12 protein-coding genes are annotated in these 14846 nt (G+C 47.6%); all 12 read left to right on the top strand.

What is annotated here, in order from left to right:
* The first annotated feature begins 19 nt into the window (after positions 1 to 19).
* The gene (locus ACNFVB_RS09540) at positions 20 to 1267 is read left to right on the top strand and encodes a lipocalin family protein (RefSeq protein WP_430737328.1); all 1248 of its coding nucleotides are present in this window, start codon (positions 20 to 22) and stop codon (positions 1265 to 1267) included.
* 192 nt (positions 1268 to 1459) lie between these two features.
* Complete coding sequence (locus tag ACNFVB_RS09535; RefSeq protein WP_430737327.1) at positions 1460 to 2905, top strand: glyceraldehyde-3-phosphate dehydrogenase; 1446 nt, start codon at positions 1460 to 1462, stop codon at positions 2903 to 2905.
* 226 nt (positions 2906 to 3131) lie between these two features.
* Complete coding sequence (gene cgtA, locus ACNFVB_RS09530) at positions 3132 to 4340, top strand: Obg family GTPase CgtA (protein ID WP_198336484.1); 1209 nt, start codon at positions 3132 to 3134, stop codon at positions 4338 to 4340.
* Positions 4341 to 4418: 78 nt separating this feature from the next.
* Positions 4419 to 5591 carry a glutamate 5-kinase gene (gene proB, locus ACNFVB_RS09525; protein WP_201584713.1) on the top strand — a complete coding sequence of 391 codons (1173 nt, stop codon included), beginning with the start codon at positions 4419 to 4421 and terminating at the stop codon, positions 5589 to 5591.
* A gap of 280 nt (positions 5592 to 5871) precedes the next feature.
* Positions 5872 to 7008 carry a uroporphyrinogen decarboxylase gene (hemE, locus tag ACNFVB_RS09520; protein WP_288996685.1) on the top strand — a complete coding sequence of 379 codons (1137 nt, stop codon included), beginning with the start codon at positions 5872 to 5874 and terminating at the stop codon, positions 7006 to 7008.
* A gap of 180 nt (positions 7009 to 7188) precedes the next feature.
* Positions 7189 to 8256, top strand: coding sequence for an N-acetyl-gamma-glutamyl-phosphate reductase (gene argC / locus ACNFVB_RS09515; RefSeq protein ID WP_430737326.1), 1068 nt, complete (start codon positions 7189 to 7191; stop codon positions 8254 to 8256).
* 113 nt (positions 8257 to 8369) lie between these two features.
* Positions 8370 to 9245, top strand: a complete 876-nt coding sequence (locus ACNFVB_RS09510) for a hypothetical protein (protein ID WP_430737325.1) — start codon at positions 8370 to 8372, stop codon at positions 9243 to 9245.
* 126 nt (positions 9246 to 9371) lie between these two features.
* Entirely contained in the window at positions 9372 to 9770 is a 399-nt protein-coding gene (locus tag ACNFVB_RS09505; protein ID WP_430737324.1) for an ATP-dependent Clp protease adaptor ClpS, read from the top strand.
* A 22-nt stretch (positions 9771 to 9792) separates the two neighbouring features.
* The gene (locus ACNFVB_RS09500; RefSeq protein WP_430737323.1) at positions 9793 to 9960 is read left to right on the top strand and encodes a hypothetical protein; all 168 of its coding nucleotides are present in this window, start codon (positions 9793 to 9795) and stop codon (positions 9958 to 9960) included.
* Between the two features lie 426 nt (positions 9961 to 10386).
* A complete protein-coding gene (clpA, locus tag ACNFVB_RS09495) occupies positions 10387 to 12951 on the top strand; it encodes an ATP-dependent Clp protease ATP-binding subunit ClpA (protein ID WP_430737322.1) in 2565 nt (854 codons plus the stop codon).
* A gap of 401 nt (positions 12952 to 13352) precedes the next feature.
* Complete coding sequence (locus ACNFVB_RS09490; protein WP_430737321.1) at positions 13353 to 14090, top strand: uracil-DNA glycosylase; 738 nt, start codon at positions 13353 to 13355, stop codon at positions 14088 to 14090.
* 6 nt (positions 14091 to 14096) lie between these two features.
* Complete coding sequence (tadA, locus tag ACNFVB_RS09485) at positions 14097 to 14741, top strand: tRNA adenosine(34) deaminase TadA (protein WP_430737320.1); 645 nt, start codon at positions 14097 to 14099, stop codon at positions 14739 to 14741.
* Positions 14742 to 14846: the final 105 nt, after the last annotated feature.

Raw genomic sequence — 14846 nt, 5'->3', positions numbered from 1 at the left:
TAATAAATACGGTATATCTATGAAAACCAATAAGTTACCTAAATCAGCTTGGTCTGATTCACAGGAAGCTGGTTCTCAATCTCAGCAGAGCAGTTCATTTAGCGACTGCTATTTACACAGTGAATTGACCAAAAGCAGCGCACAGCAAACAGACAATGTCAGTCATGCTGCCAGCAATGATGCCAGCTATCGTGATGATCTGGTAGATGAGATAGCGAGCAGCAGGTATTCGCAGCCAGCGCCCACTCAGGTGTCTTTACAAGACAATTATTTTGGTTATAAAAAGGTGAGCAAAAAACCTGCCAAAATAGAAGACTCTGCCATGATGGATGACATCCAAGCAACCTCGCTGCCAAAAGATAAGCACACAACGTCAAAGTGCCTGACGGGTCATGGACAAACGCCTGCGGACAATACTGTGCAGCAAGACGCTCTTAATACCTACGACCTTAATACCTACGACAAGTCTAAGAAAGTAGGCGCGTCATCAAAGCCTAGCTCATCAACAGCTGATGGACAGACATCCTACGGTTCTACGTCTTATACAGACTCATACAGCGAAATACCGGAGCGCGTATTTATGAATGGATTGATCAAGCACACAGGCATAGCATTAGCGATTATCATACCTCTGGCGGCATTTTCTGCTTATGCTGCTTCGCCTGAGACAACCACAGCGGCAAAATCAAGCACAGTGGCAAAGACCAGCAGTGCTGAAATGACAGAGGCACTAGCTGTGCAGCCAAGTGATATCATCCATAAATCTGCGACCACGCCGACCACAGTCGATAGTGTGGATCTAAACAAATACGCGGGGACGTGGTATGAGATAGGTCGTTTGCCGATGTATTTTCAACGTAACTGTGCAGGCGATGTGACCGCCAACTATACGCAAAAGACGGACGGCTCTGGCGTTATCGTCACCAACAAGTGCTTGGATAGTGACGGCGCAGAGATCGTTGCTGACGGCTTGGCCAAACCTGCCGATGCCACTGGTAGTAAACTCGAGGTTACGTTTTTGCCATCGTGGATACGCTGGCTGCCAGTGGGTCGTGCCGACTATTGGGTGCTGGCACGTGATGGCGAATATAAAACTGCCTTGGTAGGGACGCCTGACAAAGACTATCTTTGGTTGCTGGCACGCTCACCAGATATCGCTCAAGAAACGTACGCCAAATATCGTCAAATTGCCCAGCAACAAGGCTACGATTTAAAAGAATTTAAGCTGACACCGCAGTCCAAACAAACGGTCAACTTGGTCCCATAATCCTGTTCGCGTGGTTAATGACTGGCAAAATAGGGCGTTTTAGGCTAAAATCTAGGCGCTCTACATACTCTAACGCAAATAACCAAAATCGAGAGTCTTGATGACTCCATAAGTGTCAACGCTTAGAGCCTATACTGCCCATCTATTTATTTTTCTTCACACTTTACTGATCATACATTACTGACCATAAGGATGTTTCTCGTGAGCAACGCTGATACCTTACGCCAATTACATCAAGACCACTTAAGCAACTACAACACCCAAGAACAACAAGCCATTGAGCTAATGGGTCTGCTAAATAAGCTTTATAATGAGCAAGACGTACAAGTGACTTTGTTCGGCGAAACGCTAGATACCAGCTCAGTGGGTCAAATATTGGCACTGCATCAAAAAGTAGCACTGCGTGAGCAAGACGCAAAGACTATCCAGGTCGCTGACACTTTGGCCATGGTAAAAACTTTGGCAGAAAATAAAGGCCTTCAAGCCGCTCGTATCGATGTCGGCCAGCTAATCGCCTCTGACACTGACGTACAGGCTGCTCTGCAAGCCGTCAATCACGAGCAAGGGGCGATGAACAGCGCCACTGACGTGGTACTATACGGTTTTGGCCGTATCGGTCGTATCTTGACTCGCCTATTGTTATCGCAAGCATCTAGTGACAAAGGCTTGCAGCTAAAAGCCATCGTCGTACGTCCTGCAAAAGCAGGCGATCTGGCCAAGCGTGCGTCGTTGTTAGAGCGCGACTCTATCCATGGTAGTTTTGCTGGCGGCGTGACGGTTGATGAAGACAACAACGGCCTGATCATCAATGGTCGCTTTGTACAAGTGATTTATGCCAATGACCCAAGCACCATCGATTATACCGCTTATGGTATCGCTGATGCATTGGTGATCGATAACACAGGTATCTGGAAAGACGAAGATGGCCTTGGTAAGCACTTACAATCTACTGGTGTCAAAAAAGTACTCCTAACCGCACCAGCAGGCGGTGATATCAAAAACGTCGTGTATGGTGTCAACAATGACACAGTCGGCGATGATACTATCGTTAGTGCAGCCAGCTGTACCACCAACGCTATTACCCCAACGCTAAAAGTACTAAACGATGAGTACGGTATCGAAAACGGTCACGTCGAGACCATTCACTCATTTACCAATGATCAAAACCTAATTGATAACTATCACAAATCAGACCGCCGCGGCCGTAGTGCCGTATTGAACATGGTCATCACCAGCACAGGCGCTGCAAAAGCAGTTGGTAAAGCATTACCGGAGCTCAGTGGTAAGCTAACTGGCAATGCCATTCGCGTTCCGACCCCCAACGTGAGTCTTGCGATTTTGAACTTAAATCTAAAAACCGCGCCAGAGAGTGCTGATGCGTTAAATGCGTTTATGCGCAAAATCGCCAACAGTCACACTTGGCAGTCGCAAATCGCTTATACAGACTCGACTGAAGCGGTGTCGACCGACTTTGTTGGGACCACTCATGTTGGTATCGTCGATGCGCAAGCAACTATTTTGACTGATAATCATGCTATCGTATATATCTGGTATGACAACGAAGTAGGCTATAGTACTCAGGTCTTGCGTTTGGCTACCCAGATGGCTGGCATTAGCTATACGCAAATTCCTGCATAAAACGTAAGCTAAGCGCTGCAAACTCAAATATAATATAAAGCACCCGATAGTCCGATTGGTTATCGGGTGTTATTGTCATCATGAAGGCTAAGTGCTAACTATTAAGCGCTAAGCACCAACAATAGGATTTTGGCAGTCGTCATGACAACACCCCTTAGCAAAAACCTAAAATACAGCCGCTGGTTGTAGCCAGTTATAGACTGGATTGTAAATTAAGGAACGTAAGATGCGATTTATTGATGAAGCCGTCGTAACGGTAAAAGCAGGTGACGGTGGTAACGGAATCGCCAGTTTTCGCCGAGAAAAATATGTCCCACGTGGTGGCCCTGATGGCGGTGATGGTGGTAGCGGCGGTGATGTCTATGTCATTGCTGATGACAACACCAACACCCTAGTGGACTATCGCTATACGCGCCGCTATGATGCAAAACGCGGTGAAAATGGACAAAGTAAAAACTGTTCAGGCAAAGGCTCAGAGGATATTTATCTGCCTGTGCCGGTCGGTACGACGGTGGTCGATACCGAGACGGACGAAGTGTTAGGAGATTTGGTCGAAATTGGTCAGACGCTATTGGTTGCTAAGGGCGGCGATGGTGGTCTGGGCAATACCCATTTCAAAAGCTCGACCAACCAAGCACCGCGCAAGGCGACTTCAGGTTTTGAGGGCGAATTAAAAGTACTTAAGTTTGAGCTAAAAGTCGTCGCTGATGTGGGATTGGTCGGTTTGCCCAATGCGGGTAAATCCACCTTTATCCGTCAGGTCTCGGCTGCCAAACCAAAGGTGGCGGATTATCCCTTTACCACGTTGGTGCCAAACTTAGGTGTCGTTGATATCGGTCGCCATCGCTCGTTTGTCATGGCAGATATCCCAGGCTTGATTGAAGGCGCATCCGAAGGGGCTGGGCTGGGTATTCGCTTTTTAAAGCACGTGGCTCGTACGCGTCGTCTGCTACACTTAGTCGATGTCAAGCCCGTCGATGGCAGTGATCCGGTAGAAAACGCCCGCGTGATCTTAAATGAGCTTGAGCGTTTTTCTCCTGAGCTGGCCAACCTCCCGCAGATTTTGGTACTCAACAAAATCGATCAGGTTAATGATGAAGACTTAAACGAGCTGTGTACGCATATCGTGGCTGAGCTTGGCTGGACAGGTATGGTCTTTCGCACCTCTACCTTGACTGGGGAGGGGGTGGACGCGGTCAAATACCACCTGATGAACGATATTGAGCGTGAGCGCGAGCGTGAGATAGAAGACCCTATCTTTGCTGAAGCACAAAAAGAGCGTTTCGCGCGTTTAGAAGAAGAAGTTCGCCTAAATACCGAAGCCCAGCGCGAAGCATATAGAGCCGCTCGCCGAGCTGCGCGTGAAGGTATAGATAACAGCGATGATCGTTTAGATGACGACGAAGATGGCGTTGAGGTGGTTTATGTGCCTTAAGCTATGATGCTTAAGCTGATATACTTAAATGTTTAGAGTAACCCCCGTAATCAATTGACACAAGACACAGGAGTTTATATGGCAGATGACATAGCAAATACGACCGAAGAAGCAAGGTTTATTAAGCAAACTCGCAACTTTGATATTCAGCGCGTTATTGTCAAGATTGGCTCATCGTTATTAACCAATAACGGCCGAGGGCTGGATCGAACTGCCATTTACGAATGGGCCAAGCAAATTGCAAAGCTGCATAAGCAAGGCGTGGAAGTGCTGCTGGTGTCCTCTGGTGCAGTTGCCGAAGGTGTGGTACGTATGAACCTTGAGGAGCGCCCACGGAAGCTTGCCGCCTTGCAAGCGTGTGCATCTATTGGTCAGATGGGTTTGATTGAGACCTGGTGGTCGGCTTTGATTCAACACGGTATCCAAAGCTCACAGCTTTTGCTGACACACGATGATTTGTCCAACCGTAGTCGTTATCTAAATACTACTGGCGCCTTGACCCAATTGTTGGACTGGCGCGTCCTGCCGGTCATCAATGAAAATGATACCATCACTATTGATGAGATTAAGTTTGGTGACAATGACACATTGGGCGCGATGGCAGCGGCGATGGTCAATGCAGATTTGTATATTATCCTCACAGACCAAGAAGGCGTCTTTACAGACAACCCGCGTGACAACCCCAATGCCAAGATGATTCGCCAAGAGCGCGCGATGGCAGATTATTTGTTTGATATCGCAGGTGATGGCGGCAAGCTTGGGCGCGGCGGTATGCTGACTAAGATCCGCGCCGGTCGCCTTGCTGCTATGGGCGGCTGTCCGACGGTGATTGTCAGTGGTGCGATCGATGATGTCATCACGCGAGTGGTCTCAGGCGAGGCGGTGGGTACGCTATTGACCACCAATGATGAAGACAAAATCATCGCCCGCAAACAGTGGCTGGCTGCCCATCTACGCATGTCAGGCACCCTGATCGTCGATGCTGGAGCGGCCAAGGCGGTGGTCGAGCATAATAAGAGCTTATTGCCTGTCGGGGTGGTAGAGGTACGCGGCGATTTTGATGAAGGCGATGTGGTAGAAGTGGTGCACCAAGACACAGGCGAGCGTATCGCGGTCGGCCAAGTCAACTTTTCATCTCGTGATGCGCACCGTGTAGCTCGTGAGCGAACTGAGGAGTTTGATAAGATACTTGGCAATCATGAAGAGCGCGTAGTCATGGTGCACCGAGACAATCTAGCACTGACCGTCTGATCCTATTTAGCGGTCTGATCGCTATTTTCAATGACGAAGGCGTGTCCTTATTTTTATCGATATCTATCGATAGATATTTGATTGAGGACACGCCCTAATAATAAATGGCATTTAATCTTAAGCTTAAGCTTTGGGCGCTCCTATCAACTCATGAGACGGTTTTTAGTATTTATATGCCGCCATCTATACGTTATCAGCGTTTATCATTTTTTATTCACTTTATTTATCCAGTACAGTATGCAAAGAGATATAAATACTGTGTGGTTTTGGAGATTTGTACATGAGTGCTTCAGACAATAATCATTCGGTCCAGCAAACGTTTGCGCCGTTAAAAAACGATAGATTGCTACGTGCCTTACGCTTTGAGCCTGTTGATACCACCCCTGTTTGGATGATGCGTCAAGCTGGCCGTTATTTACCAGAATATAAAGCCACGCGGGCAGAGGCTGGCGATTTTATGAGCTTGTGTAAAGACACTGCGCGTGCCACCGAGGTCACCTTGCAGCCACTGCGTCGTTATGATTTGGATGCGGCGATTTTATTTAGCGATATTTTGACCATTCCTGATGCGATGGGTTTGGGTTTGTACTTTGAGACAGGCGAAGGCCCAAAGTTCAAGTACCCGATTCGTCAGCAGGCAGACCTTGATAGACTGCCAGTGCTGGATATGAATGACTCGCTTGATTATGTCATGCGTGCGGTGACCAGTATTCGTCAGGCGCTAAATGGCCAAGTACCTTTATTTGGGTTTTCTGGTAGCCCTTGGACGCTAGCCACTTATATGATCGAAGGCGGCAGCTCAAAGGACTATCGTTATACCAAAGGTTTTTTGTATAGCAATCCTGAGTTTTTGCATCAGTTATTGGATAAGTTGGCTAGCGCAGTGGTGGATTACTTGGATGCTCAAGTGGTCGCTGGTGCTCAGATTTTACAGATATTTGATAGCTGGGGCGGCACGCTTGGTCATCGTCAGTTCGTTGACTTCTCTCATGCCTATAATAAGCGTATCGTCGCTGAGCTAAAGATTCGTCACCCGCAGATCCCAGTGGTGCTATTTACCAAAGGCGGTGGCCTGTGGCTCGATGTGCAAGCAGACAGTCAGGCGGACGCACTCGGGCTAGACTGGACCATGCCGCTAGATCGCGCGCGCCAAGTGCTCAATGAGAGCCAGCGTCAATTGACCAAGCAGCACAAAAAACTACAGAGCAGCAAAGCACTACAAGGCAACTTAGATCCAGCAACCTTGTACGGCTCGCCTGCCACCATCCGCGCAGAAGTAACGGCGATGCTCGATAGAGCCTATGCAGATGGCGAAAAAACAGGCTACGTGGCAAACTTAGGTCACGGTATCACGCAGTGGGTCAACCCTGACAATGCCAAGGTATTTATTGATGCGGTTCATGACTATAAACTTTAGTTTATAGCGTATGAGCCATGCTTTGATGTGAGAGCAAATGCTTATCGCCAGTCGAATCCCGCGACGGGTACTATCAGCGAGCTTGATGAGAGTAGAGCGATACTTGCGTTTGTTTTCTGGCTACTTTATTTTTAGGCATGATGTTACTCAAGTAAAAAAACAAGTAAAAAAGGATATCTTATGATTTCAGCAGCTATTGTCGGCGGTACAGGCTATACAGGTATTGAGCTTATTCGCTTATTGTCTGCCCACCCCAACGTGTCTCTTGATTTGCTAACGTCACGTAGCGAGGCGGGTACGCGCGCTGATGAGATATTCCCAAGCTTACGCGGTATATCAGACATCGTTTTTAGTGATTTGGGTGAAGATACACTTGGGGCGTTACAAAAGTGCGATGTGGTGTTTTTTGCGACCCCTCATGGAGTGGCGATGAAGCAGGCCGAGGCGCTCACGCAAGTGGGCGTTAAGGTCATCGATTTGGCTGCTGATTTTCGTTTGCAGTCCTTGACGGATTTTGAGCACTGGTATCAGCAGTCGCATGCTTGCCCTGAGCGGCTAAAAACGGCTGTTTATGGCTTACCTGAGGTCAATCGTGCCAAGCTTGCCGAGGCGCTGGTCGTAGGCAACCCTGGCTGCTATCCTACCACGGCGATTTTAGGTCTCAAGCCTATTATCGAAAAACAAAACACCCAAGCAGATAGGCTGATCGAGCCGCGTATTGTCATTGATGCAAAATCTGGTGTCTCAGGCGCTGGACGTCAGGCAAAACTTGCGCTCAATTATGCCGAAACGACAGATAATTTTAAGGCTTATAGCGTTGAGGGGCATCGTCACCTGCCTGAGATCGAGCAGGGTGTGGCACAGTTACTAGGCAGTCAGTTTACGCATCGTATTCGTTTTTTACCGCATTTGGTGCCGATGATACGCGGTATGCTCAGCTCCATTCATATGGAGATGACAGAGGCTGGGACGGCTATTGACTGGCAGCAAGCCTTTGAGAATGCTTATGCAAGTGAGCTATTTATCGATGTCATGCCCAAAGGCAATTATCCAGATACCCGCAGTGTCCGCGCCAGTAACCGTCTGCGTATAGCGATACATCAAGACAACGAGCGCGCTGAGCTGACAGTGATCGTGGTACAGGATAACCTCGTAAAAGGAGCAGCAGGACAAGCGGTACAAAATATGAATGTCATGTTTGGGCTTGAGGAGTCATTGGGATTGAATTTTGCACCTATTGTTCCTTAAGGTGTTGTTTTGTTCGCTTTTTTCTTACCTTATTATTCACATTTATGGTGCTAGGTATTGATTATAAATTCCGTTATACTAACTTGCCCTTACTATTAAGAGATACTGTCTAAATGCGTATTCAGATTGCACTACGCCTTAGCCCGCAGTCAGCATGTGTATCATGCCAAGCCTTTGCTCCATGCGATATGGAGCAAAGAAAGCAGTCTTTTAAAAACAGCGTGGCGAGCAATATCGGGCGCACGCAGCAAGGTGCTTCGTCGTTGGTATTGGCTTTGTTTGTGGTGGTGATACTGGTCACCGCGATTGTGGGGCTGATGTTTGGTCACAAACTTGGCTATCAGCGCGGTACTCACTCGATGCAAAACGAAGCAAAGCAGGCGATCATTGATAGCAAAGAGGCCAGTAAAGAGCTTGAGGATTTGCGTCTGAGTAATAAGATTGCGACCAATCAAGCCGCCACTGCTAAGCAAGAGCTGGCTATTAGCTTAGCAAACTTACATGAACTGCGTGAAAACCAGCAAGCTCTGACAGTAGAAAATCGCCAACTGACGCAGCTAAATGAGGTGTATGCAGAGGCGCTCACTGAAAAAGGCGGCATGCCACTAAAAGTACTGGGGGCTAAGATTGAGCCGCTACCTGAGAATGCTTTTGAGTATGGGTTTGATATTGGTATGCTCAGTGCGGATGGCTCAGCCAAACGTCTAAGACCAACTTTGACCTTGCTCAATGATGGCGAGCTAGTCGAAGTGCCACTTGAGCCGGCAAACCATATGATAGAAGGTATCGTACGTATTCGTGGTCGCTTTATGATGCCATCAGGCTTTAAACCTCTACAAGTCAAACTCAGCTTGCAAGCAGGCAATCAGCAAGTAGAGCAGCTGTATGACTGGAAGCTGGGCGACAGGGTGGACAATATGCCGCTGTCTTTGTTGGATCTGCCTGAGGTGGATGAAAGCCCGATTGAACCAAAGAGTGCGACAGACTAGCGGCCATCTGTCTGTTCAGATCGACATCAGTAATAGACGATAATAGTCTGCCTGCTTGTTATCACCTTTATCACTTCTACAACTTCAAATTTACCTTATAATTATACTTTGATTATGATAAAACAAATGACACTACAAGATACGCCAACGGTATGCGATTGGCACTTTCCAAACCTGCCCGCCCACCGTGCCCAAGATGGTGATACAGAAGAGGAAACCTCACCGCAAGCAGACGTACTGGTGGCTGAGCCAGAAATCGCCAAGCCGCCGATGTATGCAGTGGTCATGTACAACGACAACTACACACCGATGGAGTTTGTAGTGTATGTCCTGCAGTCGGAGTTTCGTCATAGTATGGATGCTGCTGTGGAGATTATGCTGACCATTCATAATAGTAGCAAAGGTATCGCGGGTATCTACCCAAAAGATATCGCTGAAACTAAGGCCAAAAAAGTCAACAGTCTGGCTCACCGCGAAGGGTATCCGTTATTGACCCAAATCGAACCACATCAAGGGGAAGGGTAATAAAGGATAATAGCGACGTCTGATGCCAACACCTTTACGTAAGCCTCAAAAAATCAATACGTTTGGTTATCAAGGGGTTCACAATATTGTACGACAACGACTGATGCCTGATATCCACGCCCTAGAAGGACGTGGTTTTACGGCGTTAGATAATAAAATGATGTTTTATCTCGCTGTACTGTTCTTATAACCAATTTGCTATCATATCCCCATTCTTCACCTTACTTCTGTATCTCTGCCTCCTTGTTGTTTGCTTTCTTATCCTGCCTGTTTGTCTATCTTGTTATCTTGCTGTCTTGACGCAATATGCTTCGATACATTTTAGTCGATGTTAATAGATTGACTATGGGTAAATATCGTGTTGAGATAAAGAAAAGCGAATATGAGTCATAATGCCCTGTACTCGACTGCTCGGCGCAGGCTTAATCGTCGATAGATGACTCTTTTTATCGGTAAGGGTATCCAAAACAAGGAGGTTATGGTCAGCATTATTGATTGATATCAAGCAATTATGCCGCCATTGCCCTTGAACAATCCATCTATCGCCCTGATTTACTTACTAACTCATTCATAAAGCTATCAATTATAAAGATAGGTACAACCGTAGGAAGCCCTTATGTTAAGTCGTCATCTTGAAGTTTCTTTGCGTTTAGCAATGACGCTTGCGCGCCAAAAATCGCATGAGTATCTCACTGTTGAGCATCTATTGTTGGCGCTACTAGAAAACACTCATGCCGCCAACACCCTAACCGCTTGTAATGCCAATGTTTCAGCGCTACGCACCGAGCTTGAGGCTTATATTAATAAGCACACGCCGACGGTGGATGCTGATACCGAGCAATCCCCGCAGCCAACCCAAAGCTTTGATCGCATCTTGCAGCGTGCTATCTTTCACGTACAGTCTATCGGCGGCGGCCGTCTGGTAGAAGGCTCGGATATTCTTGTGTCGATGTTTTCAGAGCACGACACCTATGCAGTATATTTGCTCAAAAAGCAAGGCATCAGCCGTCTAGAGCTGACGCAGTATCTCTCGCATGGTCAAGATAAAGATGAACCATCAGAGCCACGTGCATCGATGACAGGTGAGCGCCGCGGTGCCTCAGAAAAGACCAGTAAAGATCCGCTAGTTGAGTTCGCTACCAATCTAAACCAGCGTGCCGCGGAAGGTAAGACCGATCCGCTTATCGGCCGCGCGTCTGAGATTGAGCGGGCGGCACAGGTGCTATGCCGTCGCCGCAAAAACAACCCGCTATTGGTGGGCGAGCCAGGCGTAGGTAAGACCTCTATCGCTGAAGGTTTGGCGTGGCTTATCATCAACGAAAAAGCGCCAAAGCCGTTGAATGGCTGCGTGATTTATAGTCTGGATATCGGCGCGCTTATCGCTGGCACCAAGTATCGCGGTGATTTTGAGAAGCGCATGAAATCCTTGCTTGATGCGCTAAAGAAAAAACCCAATGCGATTTTGTTTATTGATGAGATTCATATGATTATCGGTGCAGGGTCATCGATGAGTAGCAATATGGATGTCTCAAACCTGATCAAGCCAGCCCTTGCCAACGGCGAGCTGCGCTGTATCGGCTCGACCACCTTTACCGAGTATCGTCAGGTGTTTGAAAAGGATCATGCTCTTTCTCGTCGTTTCCAAAAAATCGACGTAAAAGAGCCAAGTGTCGACGATACTATCGATATTTTACGCGGGCTTAAACCGCGTTACGAAGAGTTTCATAATGTTGAGTATAGTGATGAAGCATTGGTCACAGCAGTTCAATTGTCAGCCAAGCACATCCATGAGCGTTTTTTGCCAGACAAAGCGATAGATGTCATCGATGAGGCAGGTGCCTATAAGCGTTTGGGTGTCGTCCCTGATGCTGATGATGTCGCGGCAGAAGAAAGCTTCATCGCTGATTTAGAGCAGGATTTTGATACACCAGTTGCAGCAACGGACGATGCTGAGACAGACTATAGCAGCGAGATGCAAGCGGAGGCAAACACTGCCAAAGCCGATGATCAAGCCTATGCGAACGAGAAGTCTCATGAGGACTCTCAAGCCACTGAGGTGAAAAAAGCACCGATGAAAATCGATGTGGCAGATATCGAAGCCATCATTGCTAAGCTTGCCCGTATTCCGCCCAAATCGGTGTCCAGTGATGACAAGAGTATCTTGGAGCACTTGGACCGTGACCTTAAGCACTTGGTGTTTGGTCAGGATGAAGCCATCACGACTTTGGCAGATGCCATCAAGCTGTCGCGAGCTGGACTCAAAGCGCCAGATAAGCCGATTGGCTCGTTTATGTTTGCCGGCCCAACAGGGGTAGGTAAGACAGAAGTATCGCGTCAGTTGGCCAACCTGCTCGGCGTGGAGCTGGTACGTTTTGATATGTCAGAATACATGGAAGCGCACACCGCGTCACGTTTGATTGGCGCGCCTCCTGGCTATGTTGGCTATGATCAAGGCGGTTTGCTGACCGAAAAAATCAATCAGCATCCGCATTGCGTCCTGCTACTAGATGAGATCGAAAAAGCCCACCCTGATGTTTTTAACTTGCTACTGCAGGTGATGGACCATGGTACGTTGACGGATAATAATGGCCGCGTTGCTGTCTTTAAGCAGGTGATTATCATCATGACGACCAACGTCGGTGCGGAGAGTATCAGCCGCTCGTCCATGGGCTTTACCCAGCAAGATCATAGCCGTGACAATACTGAGGCGTTAAAACGGGTTTTTACCCCTGAGTTCCGTAACCGTTTGGATGCGATTATTCAGTTCAATCCATTAGATACCTCGGTCGTGGTCTCAGTGGTCGATAAGTTCTTGGTTGAGCTACAAGTACAGCTCGATGACAAACAAGTGACATTAGAGATCGACGATGACGTACGTGACTATCTGGCGGACAAAGGCTATGATCGTCTAATGGGGGCGCGTCCGATGCAGCGCTTGATACAGGATGAAATCAAAAAGCCGCTTGCGAGTATGATTTTGTTTGGTGACTTGGTCAATGGCGGGGTCGTACATCTGACCTTGGCACCTGAGGCACAAGACGAAACAGACGAAACAGACGAAAACGCTGTCGCATTAGAAAAAGGTCAGAGCGCCAATACAGGCTCAGCAGACAGTCGTATCGTGCTGACGGTGGTGGAGACGCACGAGCCACACCCAGACTCTGAGTCATTAGCCAGCTAAGGCTTTGCTACTAAGATAATAAGAACGGTTACCATATTCGTGCGGTAGCCGTTTTTTTATTGTTATAATTCATCAACTCATTTTTATTTATGTTGATTGATTTTACTAAAAGTAAGGGTCTTGTAGGTAGTAGCCAGCCAACTTTTATAGATAGTGAACCCGTTTAGATAACTATCGATTGAATTGAAGATACGGCCTATATATAGCCGATGCACTCTAAAAAGAATATATAGTCGATACACTCTAAAAATGTCATAGCGCTACTGGGATGCTATTTTTAAACGTAGGTTGCGCAGCCTCTGGGAACGCAGCACGCAAGTAAAATTTATACCAGTAGCGCGTTTAAACTTATATAACAGTTTTATTTTCAATTGATTATAACAACTAAAAAAGGACACAGTATGGAACCTCTCGATGCAAAAGCGCCAAAAACAGCCGCACAAAAAAAAGCCATCTTAGACAAAGTACGTTTGCCAGAAGACTGGAAGATGGCCTTGGCAGATGAGCTGACTTCTGAGAATATGGACAACCTACGGGCTTTTTTAAAGGAAGCTTATCAGTCGCCAGATAGCATCTATCCACCAGCGCCACTGATGTTTAATGCCTTTAATCTCACGCCATTATCTCGCGTTAAAGTGGTCATCTTAGGGCAAGACCCTTATCATCGCCCAGGTCAGGCCATGGGGTTGTCGTTTTCGGTACCCAAAGTCATTCCAAAACCGCCGTCACTCAACAACTTGCTAAAAGAGATGGCCGATGATATCGGTGTTCAGCCATCAGCGCATGGGGACTTGACTTATTGGGCGCAGCAAGGTGTATTACTGCTAAACAGTGCGTTGACTGTGCGAGAAGGTGAGCCAAACAGTCACCAAAATCAAGGCTGGGAGCAATTTACCGATGCAGTGATCGATGTGATCAACGAACAAACAGAGCATACGGTGTTTATTTTGTGGGGTAGTAAAGCCCAGAAAAAAGGCAAATACATCCATGCTGATAAACATTTAATTTTAACAGCTGTCCACCCATCGCCGCTGGCGGCAAACCGTGGCGGATTTTTTGGCACCAAGCCGTTTTCGAAGACCAATGATTATCTCCGGCAGCATGGCCGTACCCCCATTGATTGGCAGTTGCCACAGTAGTTATCTATGACCATTCCTTTTTTTGCCGCAGAGACACTGCAGGCACATCATTGTTGTCTGCCTGATGGTATTAGTTACCACTCAAGCCCCGATAGCTTGTCTGTGGACGTTGCTGGTAGCCGTGCTCGACATCAGCTTGAGCTGAGCACTCAGCAGTTTTGGACGCTAGAAGATGTACAGTGGATGCATCAAGCGTTGGCATTGGCTCAGCGTGGCGCTGAGCTGGGCGAGGTGCCAGTTGGCGCGATACTGGTACATGAGCAGCAGATGATTGGTAAAGGCTTTAATGAGCCAATCGGACGCCATGATGCCACCGCTCATGCCGAGATAGTCGCTCTAAGAGATGCCTGTAGCCACCTAAAAAACTACCGCCTACCATCAAACACCACCTTGTACGTGACCTTAGAGCCTTGCACCATGTGTATGGGCGCGCTAATCCATGCGCGAGTGGCGCGGCTGGTGTATGCGGCCAATGAGCCGCGAGCTGGTATGGTGGGTAGTCAGATGGATCTATCGGCACAAGATTTTTATAATCATGTCATTACCGTACAACGGGGTTTGTGCAGTGAGCATAGCAGTCAGCTACTTAAGGGGTTTTTTCGAGCGCGTCGTCAGCTGGCCAAGCAAAAAAAATCAGATGTTAAAAAATAAGGGCTTTTACGTCTCTACAAAACATACTGCCTGCAAATATAAGCATCAGTTATGGTGATGATAGGGTTTTCTTGCTATAATACCGCCCTATTTGGCGCTGCGATT

Source organism: Psychrobacter sp. VH5, from assembly GCF_050572635.1.
GTDB classification, from domain to species: Bacteria; Pseudomonadota; Gammaproteobacteria; order Pseudomonadales; family Moraxellaceae; genus Psychrobacter; species Psychrobacter celer.
This window is presented reverse-complemented; position numbering and strand designations above follow the sequence as displayed.

Bases quoted from the DNA above. Each gene is read 5' to 3' on its own strand.
- ACNFVB_RS09540 (WP_430737328.1), top strand. From the start codon at position 20: ATGAAAACCAATAAGTTACCTAAATCAGCTTGGTCTGATTCACAGGAA.
- ACNFVB_RS09535 (WP_430737327.1), top strand. From the start codon at position 1,460: ATGTTTCTCGTGAGCAACGCTGATACCTTACGCCAATTACATCAAGAC.
- cgtA (WP_198336484.1), top strand. From the start codon at position 3,132: ATGCGATTTATTGATGAAGCCGTCGTAACGGTAAAAGCAGGTGACGGT.
- proB (WP_201584713.1), top strand. From the start codon at position 4,419: ATGGCAGATGACATAGCAAATACGACCGAAGAAGCAAGGTTTATTAAG.
- hemE (WP_288996685.1), top strand. From the start codon at position 5,872: ATGAGTGCTTCAGACAATAATCATTCGGTCCAGCAAACGTTTGCGCCG.
- argC (WP_430737326.1), top strand. From the start codon at position 7,189: ATGATTTCAGCAGCTATTGTCGGCGGTACAGGCTATACAGGTATTGAG.
- ACNFVB_RS09510 (WP_430737325.1), top strand. From the start codon at position 8,370: ATGCGTATTCAGATTGCACTACGCCTTAGCCCGCAGTCAGCATGTGTA.
- ACNFVB_RS09505 (WP_430737324.1), top strand. From the start codon at position 9,372: ATGACACTACAAGATACGCCAACGGTATGCGATTGGCACTTTCCAAAC.
- ACNFVB_RS09500 (WP_430737323.1), top strand. From the start codon at position 9,793: ATGCCAACACCTTTACGTAAGCCTCAAAAAATCAATACGTTTGGTTAT.
- clpA (WP_430737322.1), top strand. From the start codon at position 10,387: ATGTTAAGTCGTCATCTTGAAGTTTCTTTGCGTTTAGCAATGACGCTT.
- ACNFVB_RS09490 (WP_430737321.1), top strand. From the start codon at position 13,353: ATGGAACCTCTCGATGCAAAAGCGCCAAAAACAGCCGCACAAAAAAAA.
- tadA (WP_430737320.1), top strand. From the start codon at position 14,097: ATGACCATTCCTTTTTTTGCCGCAGAGACACTGCAGGCACATCATTGT.